At 68.9% G+C, this 23,410-nt stretch carries 26 protein-coding genes and 1 pseudogene; 15 read left to right on the top strand and 12 right to left on the bottom strand.

Annotation, left to right across the window (positions count from 1 at the left end; all coding sequences use genetic code 11):
• Window positions 1-492 (bottom strand): Lrp/AsnC family transcriptional regulator, encoded by a 492-nt coding sequence (locus AB0F43_RS20435; RefSeq protein ID WP_360478724.1) that lies wholly within the window; start codon window positions 490-492, stop codon window positions 1-3.
• A 63-nt stretch (window positions 493-555) separates the two neighbouring features.
• Here AB0F43_RS20435 and AB0F43_RS20430 point away from each other — a divergent pair, with 63 nt between their 5' ends.
• From AB0F43_RS20430 to AB0F43_RS20405, 6 genes are all read left to right on the top strand, one after another.
• Window positions 556-1,452, top strand: a complete 897-nt coding sequence (locus tag AB0F43_RS20430; protein ID WP_360478721.1) for a DMT family transporter — start codon at window positions 556-558, stop codon at window positions 1,450-1,452.
• Window positions 1,453-1,602: 150 nt separating this feature from the next.
• Window positions 1,603-2,295 carry a response regulator transcription factor gene (locus AB0F43_RS20425; RefSeq protein ID WP_360478719.1) on the top strand — a complete coding sequence of 231 codons (693 nt, stop codon included), beginning with the start codon at window positions 1,603-1,605 and terminating at the stop codon, window positions 2,293-2,295.
• A complete protein-coding gene (locus AB0F43_RS20420) occupies window positions 2,292-3,899 on the top strand; it encodes a HAMP domain-containing sensor histidine kinase (RefSeq protein ID WP_360478716.1) in 1,608 nt (535 codons plus the stop codon). Before AB0F43_RS20425 ends, AB0F43_RS20420 begins: the two co-directional genes overlap by 4 nt.
• A gap of 155 nt (window positions 3,900-4,054) precedes the next feature.
• Window positions 4,055-5,455 (top strand): trypsin-like peptidase domain-containing protein, encoded by a 1,401-nt coding sequence (locus AB0F43_RS20415; protein WP_360478713.1) that lies wholly within the window; start codon window positions 4,055-4,057, stop codon window positions 5,453-5,455.
• Window positions 5,456-5,573: 118 nt separating this feature from the next.
• Complete coding sequence (locus AB0F43_RS20410) at window positions 5,574-6,089, top strand: DinB family protein (RefSeq protein WP_360478711.1); 516 nt, start codon at window positions 5,574-5,576, stop codon at window positions 6,087-6,089.
• 5 nt (window positions 6,090-6,094) lie between these two features.
• Window positions 6,095-6,802, top strand: coding sequence for a pirin family protein (locus tag AB0F43_RS20405; RefSeq protein ID WP_360478708.1), 708 nt, complete (start codon window positions 6,095-6,097; stop codon window positions 6,800-6,802).
• Here the strand turns inward: AB0F43_RS20405 and AB0F43_RS20400 are convergent.
• Window positions 6,799-7,128, bottom strand: coding sequence for an L-rhamnose mutarotase (locus AB0F43_RS20400; RefSeq protein ID WP_360478705.1), 330 nt, complete (start codon window positions 7,126-7,128; stop codon window positions 6,799-6,801). The genes AB0F43_RS20405 and AB0F43_RS20400 overlap by 4 nt on opposite strands.
• A gap of 139 nt (window positions 7,129-7,267) precedes the next feature.
• On the opposite strand from AB0F43_RS20400, the gene AB0F43_RS20395 reads away from it, so the two are divergent.
• Both AB0F43_RS20395 and AB0F43_RS20390 read left to right on the top strand, forming a co-directional pair.
• Window positions 7,268-8,062 (top strand): VOC family protein, encoded by a 795-nt coding sequence (locus AB0F43_RS20395; protein ID WP_360478702.1) that lies wholly within the window; start codon window positions 7,268-7,270, stop codon window positions 8,060-8,062.
• Window positions 8,063-8,279: 217 nt separating this feature from the next.
• Window positions 8,280-10,187: a penicillin-binding transpeptidase domain-containing protein gene (locus tag AB0F43_RS20390; protein ID WP_360478699.1), complete on the top strand. Its 1,908-nt coding sequence runs from the start codon at window positions 8,280-8,282 to the stop codon at window positions 10,185-10,187.
• Between the two features lie 44 nt (window positions 10,188-10,231).
• Here AB0F43_RS20390 and AB0F43_RS20385 read toward each other — a convergent pair whose 3' ends face one another.
• Complete coding sequence (locus tag AB0F43_RS20385; protein ID WP_360478696.1) at window positions 10,232-11,572, bottom strand: FAD-binding oxidoreductase; 1,341 nt, start codon at window positions 11,570-11,572, stop codon at window positions 10,232-10,234.
• Between the two features lie 228 nt (window positions 11,573-11,800).
• Here AB0F43_RS20385 and AB0F43_RS20380 point away from each other — a divergent pair, with 228 nt between their 5' ends.
• Window positions 11,801-12,133 carry a zf-TFIIB domain-containing protein gene (locus AB0F43_RS20380; protein WP_360478693.1) on the top strand — a complete coding sequence of 111 codons (333 nt, stop codon included), beginning with the start codon at window positions 11,801-11,803 and terminating at the stop codon, window positions 12,131-12,133.
• A gap of 32 nt (window positions 12,134-12,165) precedes the next feature.
• Here the strand turns inward: AB0F43_RS20380 and AB0F43_RS20375 are convergent, their stop codons facing one another.
• Window positions 12,166-12,579, bottom strand: coding sequence for a PaaI family thioesterase (locus tag AB0F43_RS20375; protein ID WP_360478690.1), 414 nt, complete (start codon window positions 12,577-12,579; stop codon window positions 12,166-12,168).
• Between the two features lie 45 nt (window positions 12,580-12,624).
• A complete protein-coding gene (locus AB0F43_RS20370) occupies window positions 12,625-12,939 on the bottom strand; it encodes a WhiB family transcriptional regulator (RefSeq protein WP_360478688.1) in 315 nt (104 codons plus the stop codon).
• A 74-nt stretch (window positions 12,940-13,013) separates the two neighbouring features.
• On the opposite strand from AB0F43_RS20370, the gene AB0F43_RS20365 reads away from it, so the two are divergent.
• Together AB0F43_RS20365 and AB0F43_RS20360 are read left to right on the top strand one after the other, a co-directional pair.
• Window positions 13,014-13,478: a GNAT family N-acetyltransferase gene (locus tag AB0F43_RS20365; protein ID WP_360478685.1), complete on the top strand. Its 465-nt coding sequence runs from the start codon at window positions 13,014-13,016 to the stop codon at window positions 13,476-13,478.
• A 67-nt stretch (window positions 13,479-13,545) separates the two neighbouring features.
• Window positions 13,546-14,613, top strand: a pseudogene (locus tag AB0F43_RS20360) (DNA polymerase IV); the annotation flags it as partial.
• Window positions 14,614-14,628: 15 nt separating this feature from the next.
• Here the strand turns inward: AB0F43_RS20360 and AB0F43_RS20355 are convergent.
• The 4 genes from AB0F43_RS20355 to AB0F43_RS20340 form a co-directional block, all read right to left on the bottom strand.
• Window positions 14,629-15,273, bottom strand: a complete 645-nt coding sequence (locus AB0F43_RS20355) for a GAP family protein (protein ID WP_360478682.1) — start codon at window positions 15,271-15,273, stop codon at window positions 14,629-14,631.
• A 68-nt stretch (window positions 15,274-15,341) separates the two neighbouring features.
• Window positions 15,342-16,121: a TetR family transcriptional regulator C-terminal domain-containing protein gene (locus AB0F43_RS20350; RefSeq protein ID WP_360478679.1), complete on the bottom strand. Its 780-nt coding sequence runs from the start codon at window positions 16,119-16,121 to the stop codon at window positions 15,342-15,344.
• Window positions 16,122-16,355: 234 nt separating this feature from the next.
• Entirely contained in the window at window positions 16,356-17,195 is an 840-nt protein-coding gene (locus AB0F43_RS20345) for an amidohydrolase family protein (protein WP_360478676.1), read from the bottom strand.
• 128 nt (window positions 17,196-17,323) lie between these two features.
• Window positions 17,324-18,424 (bottom strand): mandelate racemase/muconate lactonizing enzyme family protein, encoded by a 1,101-nt coding sequence (locus AB0F43_RS20340; protein ID WP_360478673.1) that lies wholly within the window; start codon window positions 18,422-18,424, stop codon window positions 17,324-17,326.
• Between the two features lie 213 nt (window positions 18,425-18,637).
• Here AB0F43_RS20340 and AB0F43_RS20335 point away from each other — a divergent pair, with 213 nt between their 5' ends.
• Genes AB0F43_RS20335 through AB0F43_RS20320 form a run of 4 tightly spaced genes read left to right on the top strand, consistent with a single transcriptional unit; the run spans window position 18,638 to window position 21,230 of the window.
• Entirely contained in the window at window positions 18,638-19,333 is a 696-nt protein-coding gene (locus AB0F43_RS20335) for a GntR family transcriptional regulator (RefSeq protein WP_360478670.1), read from the top strand.
• A gap of 25 nt (window positions 19,334-19,358) precedes the next feature.
• Complete coding sequence (locus AB0F43_RS20330) at window positions 19,359-20,207, top strand: fumarylacetoacetate hydrolase family protein (RefSeq protein WP_360478668.1); 849 nt, start codon at window positions 19,359-19,361, stop codon at window positions 20,205-20,207.
• A gap of 39 nt (window positions 20,208-20,246) precedes the next feature.
• Window positions 20,247-20,843, top strand: a complete 597-nt coding sequence (locus tag AB0F43_RS20325; RefSeq protein WP_360478665.1) for a class I SAM-dependent methyltransferase — start codon at window positions 20,247-20,249, stop codon at window positions 20,841-20,843.
• 9 nt (window positions 20,844-20,852) lie between these two features.
• On the top strand, window positions 20,853-21,230 hold the full coding sequence (locus tag AB0F43_RS20320) for a VOC family protein (protein WP_360478662.1): 378 nt from the start codon (window positions 20,853-20,855) through the stop codon (window positions 21,228-21,230).
• Here the strand turns inward: AB0F43_RS20320 and AB0F43_RS20315 are convergent, their stop codons facing one another.
• From AB0F43_RS20315 to AB0F43_RS20305, 3 genes are all read right to left on the bottom strand, one after another.
• The gene (locus AB0F43_RS20315) at window positions 21,231-21,614 is read right to left on the bottom strand and encodes a hypothetical protein (RefSeq protein WP_360478659.1); all 384 of its coding nucleotides are present in this window, start codon (window positions 21,612-21,614) and stop codon (window positions 21,231-21,233) included.
• Window positions 21,615-21,707: 93 nt separating this feature from the next.
• Entirely contained in the window at window positions 21,708-22,088 is a 381-nt protein-coding gene (locus AB0F43_RS20310; protein ID WP_360478656.1) for a hypothetical protein, read from the bottom strand.
• Complete coding sequence (locus tag AB0F43_RS20305; protein WP_360478653.1) at window positions 22,085-23,353, bottom strand: alpha/beta hydrolase; 1,269 nt, start codon at window positions 23,351-23,353, stop codon at window positions 22,085-22,087. The genes AB0F43_RS20310 and AB0F43_RS20305 overlap by 4 nt, the downstream gene beginning before the upstream one ends.
• Between the last annotated feature and the right edge of the window lie 57 nt (window positions 23,354-23,410).

Genomic DNA, 23,410 nt, shown 5'->3' with positions numbered 1-23,410 from the left:
TCAGCCGAGCGGCACCGAACGCGGCGGCACCGGGGTGGAGACAATGAAGGAGCTGGTCGTCTGGCCGTGGACGAGGAACTTGTCGAGGACGTGCCCCAGGCCGGAGATCGCGGCGACCTGGACGCGCATCAGGAAGCAGTCCTCGCCGGAGATCCGGTGGCACTCGACCACCTCGGGCGTCCGGGCGGCCAGCTCGACGATCTTCGGGATCTGCCCAGGGCCGGGCCGAAGCCGGATCCAGGCGGCGACCGGCAGCCCGAGTGCGGCCGGATCGACCTCGAGCCGGTACCCGCGGATCACGCCGGACTCCTCCAGCCGGGCCGTCCGCTCGCGCACGGTCGGTGCCGAGACCCCCAGCCGTCGCGCCAGCTCGGTGGTGCGCAGCCGGGGATCCGCCATCAGCTCGGTGAGCAGACGGACATTCAGCGGGTCAAGCGGCGTTTTCTCGGTTTGAAGATCTGAGAGGCCTTCTGCATTCGTTCCGGCAACCATGAGTGTCCTCTTCGACTCGTTCCGCCATGGGAATCCGCAGATTCCATTCCTAGGGTAGTCAGCGTGACAACCATCGTGGAAGCGCGTCGGCAGAACCTGACCGCGAGCGGCGCGGCCGCTGTGACCGTGGTGCTTTGGGCCTCCGCGTTCGTCGCCATCCGGCACACCGGCACCGAGTTCTCGCCCGGCGCGCTGTCGCTGGCCCGCCTCCTCATCGCCAGCGCGATCCTCGGCGTCGTCCTGCTTCTCCACCCGCGTCAAGAGGTCGGACGCCGGTGGCCGGCCAAGCGCGACTGGCCACAACTGCTGGCCTGCGGCCTGCTCTGGTTCGGCGTCTACAACCTCGCGCTCAACGCCGCCGAACGACGTCTCGACGCCGGCACCGCGGCCATGCTCGTCCACATCGCGCCCCTGCTGGTCGCTCTGCTGGCCGGCCTCACCCTCGGTGAAGGCTTCCCCCGCATGCTCGTGATCGGCAGCCTGGTCGCGTTCGGCGGCGTCGTCCTGATCGGTGCGGCGACCTCCACCGGCCGCGCGGAGACCTGGGGAGTCGTCCTCTGCGTCACCGCGGCCGTCTCGTACGCCATCGGCGTGGTCACCCAGAAGCCGCTCCTGAGCCGCCTCCCCGCGGCGGAAGTGACCTGGCTCGCCTGCACGATCGGTGCGGTTGTCTGCCTTCCGTTCGCACCGGCCCTGGTCGACGAGCTGCGGTCGGCCGGCGGCGCGACGATCTGGTGGGTGATCTACCTCGGCGCGTTCCCGACCGCCCTCGGCTTCACCACCTGGGCCTTCGCGTTGCGCCGTACCAGTGCCGGCCGGATGGGCGCCACGACGTACCTGGTCCCGATTGTCGCGATCGTCCTCGGCTGGCTCTTCCTCGGTGAGACACCGGCCGTGCTCGCCCTCGCGGGTGGCGCTGTCTGCCTCAGCGGCGTGGCTGTCTCCAGGAGAAGTCGATGACGTTCGGTGTCCTCGTCCCCAGGACCGGCGAATGGGCTGTGTTGGGCGAGCGATCAGGGGGTTCTCAGCCGATTCTCAAGCAGACGGCCTAATCTCGCGGTGACGGAACCTTGAGCGGTGACGGAACTTCGAGCGGAGCGGGGAACGAGAATGCGCGTACTGGTGGTGGACGACGACCGGGCGGTCCGGGACTCGCTGCGCCGTTCGCTGGAGTTCAACGACTTCGAGGTGGTGACCGCGTCCGACGGCGCCGAGGCGCTCGCCGTGATCGGCAACGTCGAGCCGGACGTCGTGGTGATGGACGTGATGATGCCGCGGCTGGACGGCCTGGAGACCACCAAGGCCCTGCGGGCCGCGGGCAACAACGTGCCGATTCTGGTGCTCACCGCGCGGGACGCGGTGGCCGACCGGGTGGACGGCCTGGACGCCGGCGGCGACGACTACCTGACCAAGCCGTTCGCGCTGGAGGAGCTGCTCGCCCGGCTGCGTGCCCTGCTCCGCCGCAGCACCACCCCCGGCGAGGGCGGCCAGCGCGGCGAAGTGCTGCAGTACTCCGACCTCGTGGTGGACGTGGACGCCCACGAGGTGCACCGCGGTGAGGTCCCGATCCCGCTCACCCGGACCGAGTTCTCCCTGCTCGAGCTGCTGATCCGCAACCCGCGCCGGGTGCTCGAGCGTGCGGTGATCCTGGACGCCGTCTGGGGTTACGACTTCCCGACCACCGCCAACTCCCTCGAGGTCTACATCGGCTACCTGCGCCGCAAGACCGAGGTGAACAACCTGCCGCGGCTGATCCACACCGTCCGCGGCATCGGCTACGTCCTGAGAGACACCCCACCGTGAGTTCGCAAGACCCCGACTTCCCGTCGTACGCCGACCGCCCGAACCAGCGGCCCGGTCCGCAGCAACCCGTCCCGCAGCAGCCCCGGCCGCAGCAATCCGGTACCCCCGGGCGCCCCGCTCCGGCCGCTGGCCAACCTCTTGCCAACGGCAACGGAAACCGGATGGCCGCGACGGCGGCCCGGACCCAGAGCTGGGCGCAGCAGAAGCTGCACCAGCTGAGCCTGCACGCCCGGGTCACGCTGCTGGCGGCGGTCGCGGTCGGTCTGGCGGTCGCGTTCGTCAGCCTCGCGGCGTACCTGACCGTCCGGCAGCAGATGTACCGCAACCTCGACGACAGCCTGATCCAGCGCTCTTCGGCTGCGGCCAAGAGTGGTGTCATCACCAATCCTGACCTGATGCAGTCGGTCCGCCCGGAATGGCTCGGCCTGACCGACATCCGGATGGGACTGCTGGCAGCTGACGGCAGCACGCTGGTCGGCCCGCGGTCGTACACGCCACCGATCGGCCCCGCCGAGCTGACCGTCGCCAGTTCGCCTGAGAACAGCGACGCCAGTATCCGCACCGCGGGATCGCCCAACAATCAGCACTACCGCGTGATCGCGATCCCACTGGGCGACGACACCGCACTGGTGGTGGCCCAGTCGCTCGACCCGATCGACCACACCCTGCACAACCTCGGCATCGTGCTGTGGGCCGTCGGTCTACTTGGTGTGATCGGTGCGGCGCTGGCCGGCAACGCGGTGGCAGCCTCCGGGCTCAGACCGCTGGCCCGATTGACCGGGGCAGCCGAACATATCGCTCGGACGGAGGAACTACAGCCGATTCCGGTGACGGGGTCGGACGAGATCTCCAGGCTGGCGCAGGCGTTCAACGCGATGCTGGCGGCGTTGGCGCGCTCGCAGGACCGGCAGCGGCGGCTGGTCGGCGACGCCGGGCACGAGTTGCGTACGCCGCTCACCAGCATCCGCACCAACCTCGACCTGCTCGCCCAGGCGGACAAACGCGGTGGCCTCCGGCCGGAGGACCGGCAGCAGTTGCTGGACGACGTACGCGCGCAGATGGACGAGCTGACCACGCTGATCGGCGACCTGACCGAGCTCGCCCGCGACACCCCGCAGGTACGCAACGCAGAGCTGATCGAGCTGGCGAACGTGGTCGAGGACGCGGTGATCAAGGTACGACGCCGCGCGCCGGGGCTGGAGTGGGACGTCCAGCTCGCTCCGTTCCCGGTGTGGGGTGACGAGCGGCTGCTCGGCCGGGCGGTGACGAACCTGCTCGACAACGCGGCGAAGTACAGCGTCCCGGAGGACGCCACCGCTCGCCCCGACGGCCAGCCGGTCGGCCGCGTCACGGTGCGACTGCTGGACGGCGTACTGACGGTGACGGACTCCGGGCCGGGGATCGCGGAGGCGGATCTGCCGCACGTGTTCGAGCGGTTCTACCGGTCGAGCGAGGCGCGCAGCCGGCCTGGTTCCGGTTTGGGGCTCGCGATCGTGAAGCACGCGGCCGAGCAGCACGGCGGGATGATCTACGCCCGCAACGCCCCCGGCGCCGGAGCCCAGTTCACGCTGTGGCTGCCGCACGCCGCCACTCAGACCCGCTGACGTCAGGCCCCTGGTCCGTCGTACTGCGTCCGGCGGCGTACTCAAGTGGTCTGAAGACCGGCTGACTGATCCTTCAGAGGATCTTCATGGAGTTCTTCGGTAGCTCTGACGGGATCTTCAGGGGCTTCTCAGGTCCAGCCAGCAAAGTACTGGCCATGACCGAGAACCAGCCGCAGCAGCCGCAGAACCAGCGGGGCCAGAACCCGCAGCAGCCGGAGCGGACGCAGCAGTTGCCTGAGCGCACGCAGCAGCTCCCGATGGGTGGCTACGGCCAGCATCAGCAGCAGCAGTTCGCGCCCCAGGGTGGGCAGCAGCGGCCGGGTCAGCACCCGTCGGGCGGGAGTGCTTACCCACAGTTCGGGGCGCCGGGGACGCATCAGGGGACGTCTCCGGGCCCGAACTGGCCTTTCGGTCCGCAGCCCGCGCAGACCACGGCAGCCCCGCCCAACAAGCCCAAGCGGCTAGGGCTGGCTCTGGTGGCCGCCACGGCCCTGCTGGTCGGCACCGCCGGTGGTGTGGGCGGTGCGGCCGTCTACTCCGCGACGAACGACTCCAGCAGCAACAGCCCGTCGGTGACGGCGCCGCTGAACGGCAACCAGGCCGCGCCCGCCGCCGCGCCGGACGGCTCGGTGCAGGCCGCCGCCGCGAAGGTGCTGCCGAGCACGGTGAAGATCGCGGTCGCGACATCGCAGGGCGCCGGGACCGGGTCGGGCATCGTGATCAGCAAGGACGGCCTGATCGTCACCAACAACCACGTGGTGGCGGGCGCCGGCAGCGGCGGCAAGATCTCGGTGATCCTGAACGACGGCCGGACGGTTTCGGCCACCATCAAGGGCACCGACCCGCTCACCGACCTCGCGGTGATCAAGGCGGACGCGACCGACCTGACCCCGGCCACCCTCGGCAGCAGCGGCAACCTCGCCGTCGGGCAGGGTGTGGTCGCGATCGGCTCGCCGTTCGGCCTGGAGGCGACCGTGACCAGCGGCATCGTCTCGGCGCTGAACCGCCCGGTCACCTCGGGCGACGACCAGCAGGACAGTACGACGGTCTTCCCAGCAATTCAGACGGACGCCGCGATCAACCCCGGTAACTCGGGCGGCGCCCTGATCGACCTCGCCGGCCAGGTGGTCGGAATCAACAGCGCGATCAAGACCGCCGGAGGATCGGGACAATCCGAAGGCGGCAACATCGGCCTGGGCTTCGCAATCCCGATCGACCAGGCCAAGCCGATCATCGACGAGCTGGTGGCCAAGGGCAAGGCCACGCATGCGCGGCTCGGCGTCCAGGTCGGCGACGCGCAGTCTTCCGACGGGCTCACGAACGGAGCACGCCTCGGCGAGGTGACGCCTGGCGGTGCGGCGGACAAGGCCGGTCTGCAAGCGGGTGATGTGGTGACCGCTGTAGACGGCAAGGCGATCGCGTCAGGGGACGCGCTGGTCGCCGCAGTCCGTTCGCACCGCCCGGGCGACGAGGTGAAGATCACCCTGACCCGCAACGGGAAGTCCCAGACGGTGACCGCCACCCTCGGCTCCGACAACGGCAACCCCACCGGCTGACCCCCACTGGTTGACCCAGTCATCCCTCCCTGGCAGGACTGCGGCCGCCCACCGAGCGGCCGCAGTCCGTTTGCTTATTCCGGTGCGGAGAAGGCTTTGGCAGGCTACCGTCCCCGCCATGGGTTTTTCTCGGGAACGGCCGCCGTTCGTGGCGGATGAGCGGACGCAGTTGGTGGGGTGGCTGGATCTTCAGCGGGCGTTGGTGCGGTGGAAGCTGGAGGGGCTGGCCGAGGCCGACGAGCATCGGGCGGTGCTGCCGACGTCGCCGTTGATGACGCCGGCCGGGCTGGTCTCGCACATGCGGTGGACCGAGCACTGCTGGTTCAACGTGTTGTTCCTGGGTGAGTCGTACGAGGGCAATCCGCAGTTCCAGGAGGAGCCCGAGGACGCCGACATGATGGCCGACGGCGTACCGCTGGCGCAGCTGCTGGACGAGTTCGAGGCCCAGTGCACGGAGTCGAACGAGATCGTCGCGGCGCACTCGCTGGACGACGTCGGCAAGCACCCCGAGTTCGGCTCGGCGCAGGCGACGCTGCGCTGGATGCTGCTCCACATGGTCGAGGAGACCGCCCGCCACGTCGGGCACCTCGACACCATGCGCGAGCTGCTGGACAGCCAGAAGGGGTACTACTAGGTGTTATGAGTGTGGAGATCCGGCGGGCCGGCGATCGCTTCCAGACCTCGAGTGAATGGCTGGACTCGCGGCACTCGTTCTCGTTCGGGCCGCACTACGACCCGGCGAACGTCGGGTTCGGCTTCCTGGTCGCGCACAACGACGAGACCGTTGCCCCCGGCACCGGATTCGACACTCACCCGCACCAGGATCTGGAGATCGTCACCTGGGTACTGCGCGGTGCCCTCGCGCATCGTGATTCCGAAGGCCACAGCGGTGTCGTTTACCCGGGTCTGGCGCAGCGGATGAGCGCCGGCTCGGGCATCCAGCACTCCGAGTGGAACGACGGCGGTGAGCCCGCGCACTACGTGCAGATGTGGGTACGCCCGGAGCAGTTCGACCTCACGCCGTCGTACCAGCAGGCCTCGGTGGATCTCTCGTCCGGGGAGCTGATCCCGATCGCGTCCGGTCTGCCGAAGCACGCGAGCAGCACCGCGATCCACATCAACCAGCGGTCCGCGGGTATGTCGATCGCCCGGCTGGCTCCCGGACACGTGGTCGAGCTGCCGTCAGCGCCGTACGTCCACCTCTTCGTTGCCCAAGGCACCGTGAGCATCGAGGCCGCGGGCGACCTGGGTACGGCGGACGCCGTACGACTGACCGGTGTCGACGGACCACGCGTCACCGCGGGCCCGGACGGCGCGGAACTGCTGGTGTGGGAGATGTACGACTAGTCCTGCTGCTCGCTCATCGTCCAGACGTGGCGCAGCGACCGGCCGGCCAGGCCGTCCGGGTTCTTCGCGAAGCCCTCGACGAACTGGCTCATGTGCTGCTGCCAGCGTTGGTCGACCGGGTCGTCCTTCAACTGCGCGACCGCGGCCTCGAAGTCGTCGCACTCGACCAGGTGGAAGAGGTCGCGGCCACTGCGCCAGATCGACCAGTCGTTGATGCCGGCGGCGCGCATCACGGTGATCAGTTCAGGCCACACGCGGGCGTGCTCGATCTCGTAGGCCTCTTCGGTACCGGGGATCAGCCGGCTGTGCAGAGCTAGGCGGGTCACAACGGAGCAGAATACGCCCGGTGACGACCGCGGGGTGACCGAACCGTTACGCAGTCCGTTACCCGGATTGTCTCGACGCGGAGCGTGACCGACTGGCAGGTTTGGGTGCTGACCTGGATAACGGATTCCCGGAGGGCTGATGGGCGAGCGAACCCGACCGTGGCCGACTGGTACGCCGACCTGGGTGGACCTGGCCTCCGACGACCCGGACGCGGCGACCACGTCGTACGCGGACCTTTTCGGCTGGAAATGCGTTCGGCAAGGTGCCCGGGAGTACTGGGTGTGCTCGCTGGACGGCGAGGACGTCGGCGGGATCGGCGCGAAACGGGCCGGGAACGAGTCGAACAGGTGGACGACGTACCTGGCCACCGAGCAGCTGGAGCGGACGCTCGCTCTGGTGGTGGAGAACGGCGGCCGCGTCGTCACGGGACCGAGCGATATCGAGCACCACGGCCGGATGGCGATCGCGGCCGATCCGGGCGGCGCGAGCTTCGGCCTGTGGCAGGCGGCCGAGCACATCGGGACCGAGTGTCGCACCGCCCCCGGCTCGCTGGTCTGGAGTGAGGCGCTGAGCCGCGACTTCGACGCGGCGAAGACGTTCTACCGCGCGGTGTTCGGCTACGAGGCGGAGGAGATCAGCGGCGACGGGCCCCGCTACGCCGCTCTCTTCGCTGGCGGCCGACCGGTCGCCGGCATCGCCGAGCTGCACCCGGATCTACCGGCCGGCGGGCTGTCGCCGCAGTGGCTGCCGTACTTCACGACCGCCGGGATCGACACCGCCGTCGCCCAGGTCCTTGCGAACGCCGGCGGGTTGGTCTGCAGCCCGTTCGACACCGACTTCGGCCGCGTCGCCGTCCTCACTGATCCCCAGGCCGCGCCCTTCGCCGTCATCCAACTCGCCGATCCGGTCCCACCGCTCACCCCGTCGACCTGACTGTCGTCGTCCCGGACGATTCTCGGCGGCACTCGCACCGATTCGTCCGGACGATCACAACCTTCCTGATCAGGTGGTTTCGCGAATGAGTGCCAACTCCGGCGGCTTCGCACGCGTCGTACTTGAGTGACTTGAGTAGTTTCGCCCTCGTGAGCTCGAGGCCACACGCCGAAGACTGTGCCAGGTCTCCATCCGTCATCGTGCGAGAGTTGGGAACGTGAAGCGAACCACTGCGATCGTCTGTCTGAGTAGTCTGCTGATCACCGCCGGTTGTTCCGACAGCAAGACCGGCAGCGACGGCAAACCGGATCCGAACGACGAGAAGCAGGCGTCCGCCGAGGTGGTGAAGCAGTTCGCCGCCGCCTGGGTCGCCGCGTGGGCCCCCGACGGGAAGCCGGACGCGGCCGGGGCGCTCACCGACAACCCGACAGTGTTCGCCAAGCGGCTGGACGAGGTCGACTCCGCCTTGGTCGCGAGCACCGTGAAGGTGACGCCGCAGGAGGAGCCGAAGTGCTCCGACGGCAACACCTGCACGCAGGATCTCGCGGTCGAGGCCGAGCTGCGTGGTATCGGCACGATGAAGTGGACCAGTACGGCGACCGCGACCAAGGTCGGCGAGACCTGGAAGATCAAGGCCTCCGGCGACACGATCTATCCCGGGCTCGGTGACGCGAACTACCTGAAGCGGGTCCGCGCCCTGCCCGCGCGCGCCTCGATCCTGGACCGCAACGGCGTCGCGCTGACCGCGAACCGCCCGATCGTGATCGTCGGTGTCGCCTCGGGCACCAAGGCGACGGCAGCGACGTACGCCGCCTTCACGAGGTATCTCGACGTGGACGGCGCGAAACTCGCCGCCCGCGCGAAGGCGGCGCCGGCCGGTCAGTTCGTCGACGCCATCACCATCCGCGCCGAGGAGTGGGAGAAGCTGCGGCCGGTGATGGGCAAGCTGCCCGGGCTGCTGACGATGGGCGGCACGCAGTCGCTGCCGCCGACCTCGACGTTCGCGCGGTCGGTGATCGGCACGATGAAGACCGCGACCGAGGAGACCTTGAAGAACGCCGGTCCGACCGCGTCCACGCAGGACCAGGTCGGGACGACGGGTCTGCAGTACGCCTTCCAGCAGCAGCTCGCCGGTACCCCGGGCGGCACGGTCACGCTGCGGGACGGCAAGACCAAGATGACGATCAAGGTGGTCCACAACCAGAAGGGCACCGTCGGGAAGCCGGTGAAGACCACCCTGGACCTGAACCTGCAGAACGCCGCCGAGGCCGCGCTGGCGACGAGCAAGCTGCCGGCCTCGCTGGTCGCCGTACAGGCCTCGACCGGTCAGATCCTGGCGGCGGCGAACGGACCGCAGCCGACGAACTACAACCGCGCCTTCCAGGGCCGCTACGCACCGGGATCGACGTTCAAGATCGTCACGTCGGCGGCGCTGCTCGGCAGTGGTGAGACCGCGGCGACCTCGCTGCCGTGCACGAACACGATCACCGTCTTCGGCAAGACGTTCAAGAACTACGACGGGCTGGCGGCGTACGGCGCGGGCACGATGCAGAAGGCGTTCAACGAGTCCTGCAACACCGCGTTCATCTCGCAGCACGGCCGGCTGCCGAAGGACGGGATGACGAAGGCGGCGGCGATGTTCGGCCTCGGTCCGGACCTGAACCTGTCGATCCCGGCGTACGGCGGTTCGGTGCCGGCGCCGAAGGACGACGTCGCCGAGGCCGCGTCGATGATCGGCCAGGGCACCGTGACCGCGAGCCCGCTGGGGGTCGCGATGATCGGTGCGGCGGTCGACCACGGCACCGCGATGAAGCCGGTGCTGGTACCGGGCAAGGACGCCGCCGGGCCCGCCGCCGCCCCGTTGCCTCCGGCAACCGTCGCGGCGCTGCGCACCTTCATGCGCACCACCGTGACCGGTGGCACCGCCAAGGTCCTGGCCGGCAACGGCGCGGTCGCCGCGAAGACCGGAACCGCCGAGGTCGTCCAGAACGGCAAGGTCGTCACCAACGGCTGGATGGTCGGCTACCGCGGTGACGTGGCCTTCGCGGTCATCGTCGAGGGTGGCGAGTCCGGCTCCAAGGCGGCCGGCCCGATCCTGAAGAACTTCCTCAGCCGCTTCAAGTAGGGACCGAAAAACGGCGGCCCCACAGCAACTGTGGGGCCGCCGTTCTACTGCGGCCGGACGTTGTGGTTGCGGGCGAACAGGTTGCCGGGGTCGTACTGACGCTTGACCGCGGCCAGCCGCTGATATGTCGCGGCCGGGTAGACCGCGGCGACGTCGTCCTCGGTGGCGGCGGCGAGGAAATTCGCGTAGGCGCCGTTGACGTGCGGTGCGAGTCTCGTCCAGATCGCGTCCAGACCCGGCTGGGCGGCCTCGACCACCGGCGCGGGGCCGACGGTGGTGGTCACGATCATCAACTCCGCTTGACGATGCGCGTAGGCGGTCGCGTCTGCGGGGACCCGGGCCACCGCGCCGCCGACGCTGCGTACGGCGATGAACGGCGACCGCTCCGACGTTCCCACCTCAGCCAGGATCCGGAGGACTTCGGACACCGATTCCTTGTCGACGAACGCATTTCGGGTGACGACCTTGATGCCCGGTGGCGGGGTCATGCCCTCCTCGAGCAGGTCCACGGCAGGTGTCAGCGCGACGGCGTCGTCGATCACCGTGCCGAGTCGGCGGATCGGGTCGATGGCCGCCGCGGCGAGCTCCGGGTCGTCGCCGTCGAAGACGACGTGGATCTCGACCGGCGCCTCGGGTCCACCGGCGAAGGGGTTGGCACAGTTCGCGATCGAGGTGAGCTCCTCGGGAGCGGTGCGAAGGTACTCCGCCCAGCCCTGGAGCACCGTGGCCGCCTCCGCTGCCGGGAAGGTGATCGTGCCGCGGAAGACGTCGGTCGTCCGGTGGGCCGTGAACTCGAACGCGGTGACGATCCCGAAGTTGCCGCCGCCACCGCGAAGCGCCCAGAACAGCTCCGGGTTCTCCGCCGCGCTCGCCCGCACGACCGCACCGTCAGCGGTGACCACTTCGGCGCCGACGAGGTTGTCCAGGGCCAGACCGTACTTCCTGACCTTCCAGCCGATGCCACCGCCCAACGTCAGGCCGCCGACACCGACGCTCTTGGTGTCGCCCGAGGAGATCGCCAGACCGCGCGGGGCCAGTGCGGCCGCGACCGCACCCCAGGTGGCACCGCCGCCGATCCGGACGAGGTGACGCTCGTCGTCGACGAGCTCCACGTTCGCGAGCTTGCCGAGGTCGATCACCACACCGCCGTCGTTGGTACCGAAGCCGGGGAAGCCATGGCCACCGCCTCGCACGGACAGCACAAGCCCCGCGCTGGCCGCGAATCTGACTGCTGCTTGCACGTCCTCGACGCTGTCCGGCCGCAGGACACAGGCCGGACTCCCCGAGGCCAAGACCGAGCGAGCGGCCGATTCGTACTCCGCTCCGCCGGGTTCGATGATGTCGCCGCCGAAGTCACGGCGGAGAGTTTCAAGCGCTGAACTCATGGCGTCCTTCCACACAGGGCATTCCGGATGCGTACACAGCACTGACGAGACGCCCGACCCAGATGTGATCGCACCCGAGTGTGACCTGCGTCTCACTGTCGGCGGGACGGACTGGTTCAGGAGCTGGTCGGGCTGGCGTCCCGGGGCCCTGAGATTTCCGCCGGGAACGAACCTGAGAGTTCCCTGAAGTCCCGTCATTTCGGGGAAATCGTCACTTAGGGTGTCTGGATGGAGAGCCTGACCTGTCCCAAGTGCCGTGGCGCGATGCGCACCTACGAACGCAGCGGCATCACCGTCGACCAGTGCACCGAGTGCCGCGGGATCTTCCTCGACCGCGGTGAGCTGGAGCGGCTCGTCGACGCCGAGCTGAAGTACAACGCGCCCGCACAGCCGCGCCACGAGGAGAAGCGGTACGACAACGACCGGCGCTACGACAACGATCGCCGGTACGACGAGCGACGTCGCGACGACGATGACGATCGTCGCTACGACCCGCGGTACGGCAACCAGCAGTACCCGCGCAAGAAGAAGAAGTCCTTCCTGGAGGACCTCTTCGACTGACCGTCAGCCCGCAGCGGTGCTGTGATCGCCTGTCACCGACGCAGCGCGATCACAGTGCCCTGCGCGACCGCGCACAGCGTGGCGTTGCCGTCGGAGTCGACCGCCGACAACTCGCAGGTGCACGTCGCCCGCCGGCTGCCCGCGTGCACCACCTTCGCCTCGGCCCGCAGTGCGGCGCCCTCGCCCGGGCGGAGGTAATCGATCGTGAAGCCGCCGGTCAGTACCTCGGGTCCGAGCGCCGTACCGGCCGCGAAGGTGATCGCGTTGTCGGCGGCGTAGCCGAGGACGCCGCCGTGCAGGTAGCCGTTCTGCTGTTTGAGGTCGTCGCGGATGTCGAGCTCCAGCGTCGCTCCCCCGGCACCGAAGGCCGTCAGCCGGGCACCCAGGAGCACACTGAACGGCTGTGCTGCCAGGAATTTCTCGGCCAGTTCGAAAGTCAGCTCCATGCCGCCAGGCTAACCGGACGGTAACCGCGTCGGCTCAGCGTCGGTTCAGCGCTGACGCGCGTGCAGGGCGGGGTCGCGCTCTTCCTCGGTGGTGCCGCCCCAGACGCCGTACGCCTCACCGACGACCAGGGCGTGTTCGCGGCACTCGCGTCGTACCGGACAGGTACCGCACAGTGACTTGGCGAGCACCTCGCGGGCGTGTTTTCGCAGGCCTCGCTCGGACTCCGCGGCGAAGAACAGGTCCGGGTCCACATCGCGACAGGCGGCCCGGTCCTGCCATGCCCAGTTCTCCATCAGCGGATACGGCAGACCGACCGGCGCCTTCGCGACCGCCCCGGCGGGCGGTTTGCGCCGTCTCATCACGGTCTCCTCACGTGCGACCTCGTCACGTGTTCAGGTACCCGCCACGCAAACGCCGGGGCTATGGTCGGCAGATGACCACGCCGCCCGTGACGCTCCGCCCGATGACCGAGACCGAGTTCGAGGTCTGGAAACACCAGAACGCCGAGTCGTTCGCCGCCGAGATGGGACCGGCCCGCGGGCTGAGCCCCGAAGAGGCGATCGAGGTCGCCCACCGTGAGGTCGAGAAGCTGCTGCCCGACGGCCGGAAGACCGAGAACCACGTGATCTGGATGGCCTGCGACGACGACGAGCCGGTCGGCAGCCTGTGGATCGCCACCAAGCCGCGGATCCCGTTCGTCTACGGGCTCGAGGTGGACGAGAAGCATCGCGGTAAGGGGTACGGCCGCTCGATCATGCTCGCCGGTGAGGAGGAGTGCCGTCGTCGCGGCTACCGCCACCTCGACCTCAACGTCTTCGGCAACAACACCACCGCGATCAACCTCTACACCTCCCTCGGCTACACCGTTACCTCCCAACAGATGCGCAAGGAACTCTGACCCCCGCGGCGACCTGGGGTTGTCGGAGGGCTGTGGTACCTCTGGGGTACGACGTCGGAGGGTGACGATGAGCTGGTGGGTCCTGCATCTGGACATGGATCAGTTCATCGCGGCTGTGGAGATCCGGCGCCGGCCGGAGCTGAAGGGCCTGCCGGTGGTGGTCGGTGGGTCCGGTGATCCGACGCAACCACGACAGGTCGTCGCCACCGCGTCGTACGAGGCCCGCGAGTTCGGGGTGCACTCCGGGATGCCGGTGCGGGCGGCGTACAAGAAGTGTCCGCAGGCGATCTTCCTGCCCTCGGATCCAGCCGCCTACGAGGCGGCATCTACCGAAGTGATGGACACGCTGCGCGCGTTCCCCGTGGTCGTCGAGGTGTGGGGGTGGGACGAGTGCTTCGTCGGCGCGGAGACCGGCGATCCCGAGCAGCTCGCGGCCGACCTGCGCGCGGCTGTGGTCGAGCGTACGACGCTCACCTGCTCGATCGGCATCGGCGACAACAAGGTCCGCGCCAAGCTGGCGACCACGTTCGCGAAACAGCCACGGTCCCACGCCGCCCCCTTCGAACAGGCCGGTCAGCGTGATCTGGACGGCGTGTATCGCCTGACCGCCGCGAACTGGCGCGAGGTGATGAACCACCGCAACGTCCGCGAGCTCTGGGGTATCGGCAGCCGGATGGAACGCAACCTCAACGAGCTCGGCATCGTCACCGTCGCCGACCTCGCCGCCGCCGACCTCGACGTCCTCCGCCAGCGCTTCGGCCCCAGAATGGGCGCCTGGTACGCCGCCCTGGGCCGCGGCCTCGGCGACACCGAAGTCACCGACGTCCCCCGCGAACCGGTATCCCGCAGCCGCGAGGAGACCTTCCCCCACGACCTGGCGGAACCCGACGAGATCGTGGACCAGGTACGCCGCATCGCCGTCGAGGTCACCCGTGACGTCGTCGCCGAGGGCCGCAGCATCCAGCGCGTCTCGGTGAAGGTCCGGTTCCGAAACTTCTACACCCCGATCAAGAGCCGGAAGCTGCCGGAGATCACCCAGGACCCCGAGGTGATCGCGGCCGCCGCGCTGGAAGTCCTGGAGAAGTTCGACCTGAACCGGCCCGTCCGGCTGCTCGGCGTCCGCGTGGAGTTCGCGCCACCCCAGCAGACGTCACATCCCGAACCAGCCCTCGATCAGGGCGAGATTGGCGAAACCGTCCCTGGCGACGAGGAAGCCGACGATCGCGAGGATCCATCCGGTGGCACCGACAGCGTGCTTCTCGAACCAAGCACCAGCGCGCTCGAGGACCGGGGTGATCCGGTCGGAGATGGCCAGCCGGAGGCCGAGCAGACCCAGGGCGGGCAGGATCATCACCACGCAGTACCCGGCGAGAGCCAGCACCGTGATCGGCCAAGAAGTCCCGGAACTACCGATCAGGGTGACGGCGCCCAGGAACGGGAACATCGTGGCGAGCTCGATCACGCCGGCGGTCAGGGCCAGGGTGACGAGGGTGCGTGGTGAGCCGGTCGCCTTGGTGATCCGCAGCGACCAGTCGCCGGTGGGCGACTTCCCCTTGGCCGCACGCCTCTTGGGATCGAAACGGAAGCTGAGCAGGAACAGGCCGACGCCCAGCACCACCTCGCCCCAGTAGAACGGCCTCGACTCCAGCAGCGGTCCCAGCCCAGTCACCACCGCCCCCAGCCCAGCGGCGATCGCGAGCCCTGCCGCGAGGTAGAACACCGAGATCGTCAGCAGGTAGAGCACAACGCCGAGAACGCGGATCCGCCCAGGCGCCAGCAACAGCCCAATCGGCACGAAGAACGTCCCAACGCTCGTACTGTCCAACAACGCAAGCACGACAAGCGACCCAACCAACTCCACACTCACGCCGCCCCACCCCCATCCACACACCCCGCCCCAGCAACACCCCCACCGCCCGAACCCAACTCCCCGGACCCACCACCCGGGCCAGCCTGATTCCTGCCGGAACCGTTTGCCGGGTCTGCGGCCGGCTCCCCGGAGTCAGCCGCCCCGACCAGCCCGAACGCACGATCCACAGCGATCCTCAGCAACTCCTTCCCGGCACTCGGTGGCACGTCCTCAGGACTGGTCACCATGTCCAGCACCAGCCCATCAACCACGGAAGTCAGCAACCTGGCCTCACCCACCGCCCCGAGGCCACCCCGCGCACCACCTTCGCCCGCGGAAGCGCGCTGATCCGGGCTGGTGTCTTCAGCGCCAGAGGCATGGATCGCGACCGCGATCGCTTCGTGCATGGAGCGCATCGCGATCTGGTGCGGAGCCAGTAGTTCGCGATCAGCCAGGCCGGCCGCGAGGAACCCGACCCACACCGAGGATTCCGCCCGCCGCTCCTCGTCGAGTGGAAGCAGCGTCTCCAGCTTCGCGTACACCACGTCACGAACCGGCCCGTCGGACGGCACCCGATCCAACCGTTCCACAGCGCGTGCCTCGACGTACTCGAAGGCGAAGCGGAGCAAGTCCCGCTTGGTACTGAAGTACCGCTGGATCAGCCCCACCGACACCCCAGCCTCCGCCGCCACCGCCGCAAGACTCGCGTCGGCAAGCCCCTGCCGCGCCACCACCCGCATCAACGCCCCCGCGACCTCCCGCCGCCGAGCACCATGATCCGCAGTCCGAGGCACAATAAAAATATAACCATACTCAAACCCCCGCGCCACTCACGCCGGTTCGGACACCTGGTGGGGGCGGTGGACAGGTTATTTCCTGTTCGCGGCGACCGGATGCTGTTCAAGACGCCGGCTACACGCGTGCCTGCTTGCAGTACTAGACCGCCCGATGGCCCCCGGGGCGGTCCGCGACAGGAGCTGAGGGCTTGCGGGAGGGTTGGTGGAGTGGATTGGCAGGGGTGGGTTGGGTTAGAGGTTGTAGGTGTGGGTGGCGGTGGTTGTGAAGACTGATTCGCGTTCGGTGGGGGTCAGGGCGGCGGTGAGGGTTTCGGCCGTCTGGACTACTTCGGCGTACGTGGCGGCCAGGAGGCAGACGGGCCAGTCGGAGCCGAACATGATGCGGTTGGGGCCGAAGGCTTCGAGGACTGTGTCGGCGTACGGCTGGAGGTCGGTGGGGTTCCAGGTCGACCAGGGGGCTTCGGTGACCATGCCGGAGAGTTTGCAGGTGACGTTCGGGAGGGCGGCGAGCCGGCGGAAGTCGGTGGCCCAGGGGTCCAGCGGGTCGCCGATGACTGGCTTGGAGATGTGGTCGACGACGAAGGTCAGGTGGGGTAAGGCGCGGGCGGTTTCGATCGCGGCGGGGAGGTGCGGGGGTTTGGTGAGGAGGTCGTAGACGAGGCCGGCGTCGGCGACGGCGGACAGGCCGCGTTGGACGTCCGGGCGGAGGAGCCAGTTCACGTCCGGCTCGTCGTGGACCTGGTGGCGGATTCCCTTCAGATACGAGCCATCCGGCCGCGCCAGCAGGCCCGTCAGTTGTTCGGCCACATCGGGAGCGGTCAGGTCGACCCAGCCGACCACGCCGGCCACCAGGTCGTTGCTAGCGGCAACCTGCAGGAACTCTACGGTCTCGTCGACCTGGCCAACCGTCTGGACCAGGACGGTGGCGGTGATACCGGCGGCCGCGGCCTGTGGAGCCAGGTCGTCGATGGAGAAGTTCCGCCGGATCGGGTCCAGCTCCGGACCGACCATCCAGCTCTGCTCGCGGACGGTCAGGTCCCAGATGTGGTGGTGGGCGTCGACTCTGCTCATGCCACTGTGCTCCCTTCCGTGGCGCGTCCGCCACCCGCCAACCTACTCATGCCGCTGTCGTCCCTTCCGACGTGGACCAGGCGGATGACCAGCTGGGCTCATCGGCCTGATGAACCCGCTGCGCTCGTTCATGCGACCCGCCGATCGTCGATCGCATCGCGATCCCACTCGATCCCCAGGCCGGGCGCGTCCGGAGCCACCGCGTGTCCGTCGACCACAGACATCTCGGACCGCGTGATCGCCCGCAATTGCGGGATGTGCTCGACATACCGGCCGTTCGGTACGGCGGCCGTCAGGCTGACATGGAGTTCCATCAGGAAATGTGGACAGACCTCGAGGTTGAACGTCTCGGCCAGATGCGCCACCTTCAGCCACGGCGTGATCCCACCGACCCGGGCCACGTCGACCTGGACGATCCCGGCTCCCCCGGCGGCGACGTACTCCCGGAACTGCGAGACCGAGTACAGCGACTCACCGACCGCGATCGGGATCGAGGTGGACGAGGACAGCCGGACGTGCCCGGTCACGTCGTCGGCCGGCAGCGGCTCCTCGAACCAGGACAGATCCACCGCCTCGAACGCCGCGGCCCGCCGGCGAGCCTCGGGGTACGTCATCGACTGGTTGGCGTCGACCATGATGTCCAACTCGGGACCGACCGCGTCCCGGACCGCCTGAAGCCGTTCGAGATCCTCGTGCACGCGGGGTTTCCCGACCTTCAGCTTGACGCCCGGCCAGCCGGCCCGCTGCGACGCCTGTGCGCCCTCGACCAGCTGATCCGTTGTCAGATGCAACCAACCGCCTTCGGTGTCGTACAGCGGCACGCGCTGCCGATACCCACCCGCCAACCGCCACAACGGCTCATCGGCCCGCAGACATCGCAGGTCCCACAATGCCGTGTCCACTGCCGCCAAGGCCAGCGACGTGATCGCTCCGACCGTGGTCGCATGCGTCGACCAGAACAGATCCGACCACACCGCCTCGACGTTGCGCGCATCCGCGCCCACCAGCCGCGGCAGCAGGTGATCCCGCAACAGCGCCAGTACGGCGGTGCCGCCCGTGCCGATCGTGTACGAGTAGCCGAGCCCGGTGAGCCCGTCCACTGTCTCCAGCGAGACGAAGATGGTCTCCTGTTTGAGGAACGCCTGCACCGCGTCCGTCCGGACCGTCTCGACCTCGAGATCGACGAGCCAGGCCTCGGCCCGGGTGATCTTCGGGGGTAGCACGGTCATGGGGCCCTCCCGGCCTGGACTGAGGAGCGTAACGAGCGAAACGACCGAAGCGACGAGGAAAGGCCGGGAGCCAAGGACCCATGACCCGCCTGTGCCGAAGTCCAGCCAAAAGCACAGTTCAGATCCTATAGGATATTGCGAACCTGATGCTGCCGCTTCACACTGGAGCCGTCAAGTGTGGGGCAGAATGAGAGCCTCTCTGGGAGGAGCGACGTGACGGATGCGCATGTGGGTCTGGCGGGGCAGCTCACGCGCCTGCCCCAGCGACAGGTACTGAGCGACGACGTCTACGAGACGGTCAAGGGCCTGATCATGGACAGCGTGGTCGAGCCGGGCACCCGGCTGAACATCGACGCCCTGACCCGTGAGCTCGGCATCTCGCAGACCCCGATCCGGGAGTCGCTGGCCCGGCTGGAGTCCGACGGCCTGGTGATCAAGGAACCGTTGCGCGGCTACCGGGTGTCGTCCCGGCTGACCCTGGCCGAGTTCGAGGACCTGTTCGAGTACCGGCTGCAGATCGAGCCGTGGGCGGCCGGACGCGCCGCCGAGCGGGCCGGCGCCGAGGACTTGGCCCGGCTCAAGTCCGAGATGCTGAGCTACACCGACGTGCCGGACCGGCCGGCGTACGAGAGCTACCGGGCGATGGCGGCGCACGACCAGCGGTTCCATGACCTCGTGCTGGAGCTGTCCGGCAACGAGACCGCCCGGCAGTCCTTTGCCCGGACACACTGCCACCTGCACCTGTTCCGGCTGTACTACGGTGGCGGCATCGCGACGAAGGCGTTGCGTGAGCACAAGGCGGTCGTGACCGCGGTCCGCAAGGGCGACGCGGGGGAAGCGGCCGACGCGATGCGGACGCATATCGAGGCCTCCCGGGCCCGGTTGCGGCCGATGTTCGACAAAGAGTGATCCGTCCTCATCCAGGGAGATAGCTGTGGAACTGCTGCGCCTCGGCGCGGTCGGTGCGGAGCGTCCGTACGTGCGCGCCACCGACGGCACCGTTCACGACCTGAGCCCGATCACCGCCGACATCGACGGCGCCTTCCTCGCCTCCGACGGCATCGCCCGTGCCCGGGCCGCGCTCGAGGCCGGTGAGCTCCCGGCGGCCGACGTGGAGGGCCTGCGGGTCGGTGCCCCGATCGCGCGCCCGGCCGCGGTGGTCTGCATCGGCCAGAACTACGCCGCCCACGCGGCCGAGTCCGGCGCCGAGCCGCCGAAGCAGCCGATCGTCTTCTTCAAGCACCCGAACACCGTCGTCGGGCCGTACGACGAGGTGCTCGTGCCACGCGGAGCGACCAGGACCGACTGGGAGGTCGAGCTCGCCGTCGTCATCGGCAAGGAGGCCCGGTACGTCGAGACCGACGAGGACGCTCTGGCCTGCATCGCCGGGTACGCCGTCTCGAACGACGTGTCCGAGCGGGCCTTCCAGATCGAGCAGTCCGGCGGGCAGTGGTCGAAGGGCAAGTGCTGTGAGACCTTCAACCCGCTCGGCCCGGCGCTGGTCCCGGCGGACGAGGTCGACCCCACCAACCTGAGCCTGAAGTCGTGGGTCAACGGCGAACCGCGGCAGGAATCGAACACCCAGGACATGATCTTCCCGGTGGCCGCGCTGATCCGCGACCTGTCGCAGTACATGGTGCTCAGCCCGGGCGACATCGTGAACACCGGCACCCCGGAAGGCGTCGCGCTGTCCGGCCGCTTCCCGTACCTGGCGCCCGGCGACACGATGGAGCTGGAGATCGAGGGTCTCGGCAAGCAGAAGCAAACCCTCGGCAAGGCCTGAAAACGAAAACTGTCCCCGGCCGGTCCTAGGGTCAGCCGGGTGACAGACTTCCTCGACGACATCCGGACCTCGTACGACACCGTCGCACCCTCGTACGCCGAGCTCGTGCAGGACGGGCCGCCGTTCGAGGCCGACGCACTGGACCTGTTCGCGAAGCTCGCCGGTGCAGGGCCGCTGCTGGACGTCGGGTGCGGACCCGGCCGGGTCGTCGGCTTGCTGGCCGAGCGCGGTCTGCCGGTGATCGGCATCGACCTGTCCCCCGGCATGATCGAGGTGGCCCGGCGAGACCATCCGGACCTGGACTTCCGGGTCGGCTCGATGACGGCGCTGGACCTGCCGGACGGCGAGCTCGGCGGCGTGGTCTCGTGGTGGTCCATCATCCACCTGCCCCGGGGGGTGGTCCCGCAGGCGTTCGCCGAATTCCACCGCGTCCTGGCGTCAGGTGGGATCCTCCTGCTCGGGTTTCACCTCGGCGACGAGTCCACCCACAAGACCACTGGGTACGGCGGCCATCCGATGAACGTCCACGTCCATCGCTGGCAGCCCGAGGGCCTGACCGAGATCGCCGTCGCCGCCGGTTTCACGCCGTACCCGGACCCGATGATTCCGCAGGACTGCCTGCTCTTTCGGAAGTAGTCTCCGCGCATGACATCTCGCGTGCGGACGGTGACCTTCGATGCCCACAACCCGTATGAGCTGGCCGGCTTCTGGCTGCAGGTGCTGAAGGCCCCGCGGCCGGACGACGACGAGCCGGGCGATCCCTACGCCGCCGTCGTGACGGATTCCATGACCTTGTTGTTCGAGCAGAACAACGACGAGAAGGCGGTCAAGAACCGCGTCCACCTGGACCTGGAGCCGGACAGGCCCCGGGACGAGGAGGTCGAGTGGCTGCTCAGCCTCGGCGCGACCATCGCCCACGACCGCCGCGAACCCGACGGCACCGGCTGGGTCGTCATGCTCGACCCCGAAGGCAACGAGTTCTGCGTCCTGCGCAGTGCCGCCGAACGGGCCGTGACCGGCTGATCAGAGGTCGTCGACGTACGGGGTCTGGCCGGTGAAGGTGATGCGCCAGTCGGTGCTGCGGGCGGCGACGGTGAGGTCGTAGCCGTCGCGGCGGGCGATCACGCGGTACTCGCCGTCCTCGGCCGGCTCGGCCTCGACCTTCCAGCCGCGGGCCTCCAGGGTCTCGGCGGCGAAGCTGATCAGCGCCTCCGGATCAGGCGAGGTGGGATCACCGGTCTCGACCGTGATCGTGCACACCGACTCCGGGCCGCGGTCGTCGGACAGGGCGCCCTGGCTCACCGGACCGACATCCTGGGTCACCGCGGGTGCCTGGTCCGGTACGACGATCGCCGCGACCGCGAGCAGTTCCGAGCGGAGGAAGTTGCGGGCCTGCGTGAGCGTCATACGCGTGGGTCCTTTCCTTGACACCACCCGTCATACACCTTGCCCGCAACTCCCGCGACGCCATGCCGCGATTCGCCTGCCGGTTGGGCCCTCCTAACCGCTGATCCGGGGGGTCTGACCGGAAAGGGTCAGCCGCCAGTCGCCGTCCCACCCGTGCACGGTGATCTGGAAGCCGTCCCGCCGCGCGGCGACGCGGTGATGACCGCTCTCGACCGGCGCGACCTCGGCCTCCCAGCCGCGGGCGGTCAGTGCGGCGGCAGCGGCGGCCACCTGTCCGGGCGGGTCCACCACGGCCGGGTCGCCATTCTCGACCGTAACGGAACAGACGGTGTCCGGACCGCTGCCGTCGGACAGAACATCCGGGTTCACCGGGCCGACGTCGTGGGTGACCACACCCTGATAGCCGGGTACGGCGGCCGCCGCCACCGCGAGCAATTCGGCGCGGAGAAAGTCGCGAGCCTCTGTCAACGTCATCGTGCGGGTCCTTCCGGCTGGCGTGGGGTGGTGCCGCCGTCACGGCGGGTCCTGGCTCCGTCGAGGGCCTTTTTCCTCGACGGGGTCGAGCTGACCGTTCGCAACGTCGCGAGACCATCGAACACGGTCGAGATCGTCGCCGCCGCCTCGGAGTGCGCCACCGCGCGCAGCGGTCCCGCCCAGGAGACCCCTAGCACCCGGCTCTCCTGCTCTGGTGTGGTGTTCGCGGCCCGGGTCACCGCGGCCAGGTCGCCCCGGATGATGCGGCCCGCGTTGATCATCGACTCGCTGTTCTTCTCGAAGTAGCTCACGTGCCCGGCGATCGGGACCTTGTCGTTGTCGGTCTCGACCCGGAAGACATCCGGGAAGCCGGCCGGATCCGGGCCGTGCTGCTCTGCGTAGGAGACGTAGTCGCCCCGGGCGCGCGCGACGCCGAAGAACTCCGTGCCGGGCGGCGTCATCTGGGCCGCGGAGTGGATGGCAGGGTCGACACCGGGGCTTCCGGTCAAGAAGTACCGATCCGCCCGGGCGCCTTCGAGCATCGCCCGGCCGACCACCTGGGCTCCGTAGCTGTTGCCGATCAGCGTGGTCTTGGCACCGGGCGCCTTCACCAGGTCCAGACCCGCCTGGAATCGGCACAGCAGGGGCGCGGCCGCCCGGGAACTCTCGGTCGACCGGCCTGCCGTCAGACCGATCGGTGCGTGGTACCCGAGCCACACCACCGTCGCCGTATCCGGGCCCGCTTCCTCCCCAAGCTCCTTGGCCCGGACGGATTGGGAGCGAACGTGCTCCAGGTCGTTGTTCATCCCCGGGACCAGCACGGCGACGTTGCGAGCCCTCTCCAGATCGCCCTGCACTTCGATCATCCGGCCCTGGCCTTCCGGGTCGACGAGCAGGAACTGGCGAGGCACGACCACCTCGACACGGTTCCCGTCAGCGTCGGCGTCCAGACGCTTCGAGACCGGCTGCAGCATCTCGTTGAGGGTCGCGAGCCGGCTGCGCTGCGCAAAGTTCGCCTGACGGCTCTCGACCAGCGCATGCAACCGTTGCTGTGCGGCGACCAGAATCAGGTGGTTGGCGCGGTACCGCAGTTGCGGCGGCGCCCCCTCCAGCGGACCGACCTGCTCAGGCCGGTTCTCGGCCAGCGCACGAGCGGTTGCCTTCGGCAGCGAACGGAAGTAGTCGCTCACCTCCCGGACGGCCACCTCGTGCGGCAGGTTCCGGGTGCGGAGGATCAGCTGGTCCAGCTGGTCGGCCTCAGTCATGACCCTCCTCCATCCCCAGGGGGTCGTCCAGACAAGCGGTTGCCAGTTAACCCCAGG

It is taken from the genome of Kribbella sp. NPDC023972 (assembly GCF_040639075.1).
Lineage (GTDB): Bacteria > Actinomycetota > Actinomycetes > Propionibacteriales > Kribbellaceae > Kribbella.
Note: the sequence above shows the minus strand (reverse complement) of the source record. Positions and strands in the feature narration are given on the sequence as shown.

Bases quoted from the DNA above. Each gene is read 5' to 3' on its own strand.
- AB0F43_RS20365 (WP_360478685.1), top strand. From the start codon at position 13,014: ATGACCACGCCGCCCGTGACGCTCCGCCCGATGACCGAGACCGAGTTC.
- AB0F43_RS20425 (WP_360478719.1), top strand. From the start codon at position 1,603: ATGCGCGTACTGGTGGTGGACGACGACCGGGCGGTCCGGGACTCGCTG.
- AB0F43_RS20315 (WP_360478659.1), bottom strand. From the start codon at position 21,614: ATGACGCTCACGCAGGCCCGCAACTTCCTCCGCTCGGAACTGCTCGCG.
- AB0F43_RS20405 (WP_360478708.1), top strand. From the start codon at position 6,095: ATGAGTGTGGAGATCCGGCGGGCCGGCGATCGCTTCCAGACCTCGAGT.
- AB0F43_RS20345 (WP_360478676.1), bottom strand. From the start codon at position 17,195: ATGAGCAGAGTCGACGCCCACCACCACATCTGGGACCTGACCGTCCGC.
- AB0F43_RS20380 (WP_360478693.1), top strand. From the start codon at position 11,801: ATGGAGAGCCTGACCTGTCCCAAGTGCCGTGGCGCGATGCGCACCTAC.
- AB0F43_RS20310 (WP_360478656.1), bottom strand. From the start codon at position 22,088: ATGACGTTGACAGAGGCTCGCGACTTTCTCCGCGCCGAATTGCTCGCG.
- AB0F43_RS20370 (WP_360478688.1), bottom strand. From the start codon at position 12,939: ATGAGACGGCGCAAACCGCCCGCCGGGGCGGTCGCGAAGGCGCCGGTC.
- AB0F43_RS20320 (WP_360478662.1), top strand. From the start codon at position 20,853: ATGACATCTCGCGTGCGGACGGTGACCTTCGATGCCCACAACCCGTAT.
- AB0F43_RS20410 (WP_360478711.1), top strand. From the start codon at position 5,574: ATGGGTTTTTCTCGGGAACGGCCGCCGTTCGTGGCGGATGAGCGGACG.
- AB0F43_RS20340 (WP_360478673.1), bottom strand. From the start codon at position 18,424: ATGACCGTGCTACCCCCGAAGATCACCCGGGCCGAGGCCTGGCTCGTC.
- AB0F43_RS20305 (WP_360478653.1), bottom strand. From the start codon at position 23,353: ATGACTGAGGCCGACCAGCTGGACCAGCTGATCCTCCGCACCCGGAAC.
- AB0F43_RS20395 (WP_360478702.1), top strand. From the start codon at position 7,268: ATGGGCGAGCGAACCCGACCGTGGCCGACTGGTACGCCGACCTGGGTG.
- AB0F43_RS20385 (WP_360478696.1), bottom strand. From the start codon at position 11,572: ATGAGTTCAGCGCTTGAAACTCTCCGCCGTGACTTCGGCGGCGACATC.
- AB0F43_RS20375 (WP_360478690.1), bottom strand. From the start codon at position 12,579: ATGGAGCTGACTTTCGAACTGGCCGAGAAATTCCTGGCAGCACAGCCG.
- AB0F43_RS20415 (WP_360478713.1), top strand. From the start codon at position 4,055: ATGACCGAGAACCAGCCGCAGCAGCCGCAGAACCAGCGGGGCCAGAAC.
- AB0F43_RS20435 (WP_360478724.1), bottom strand. From the start codon at position 492: ATGGTTGCCGGAACGAATGCAGAAGGCCTCTCAGATCTTCAAACCGAG.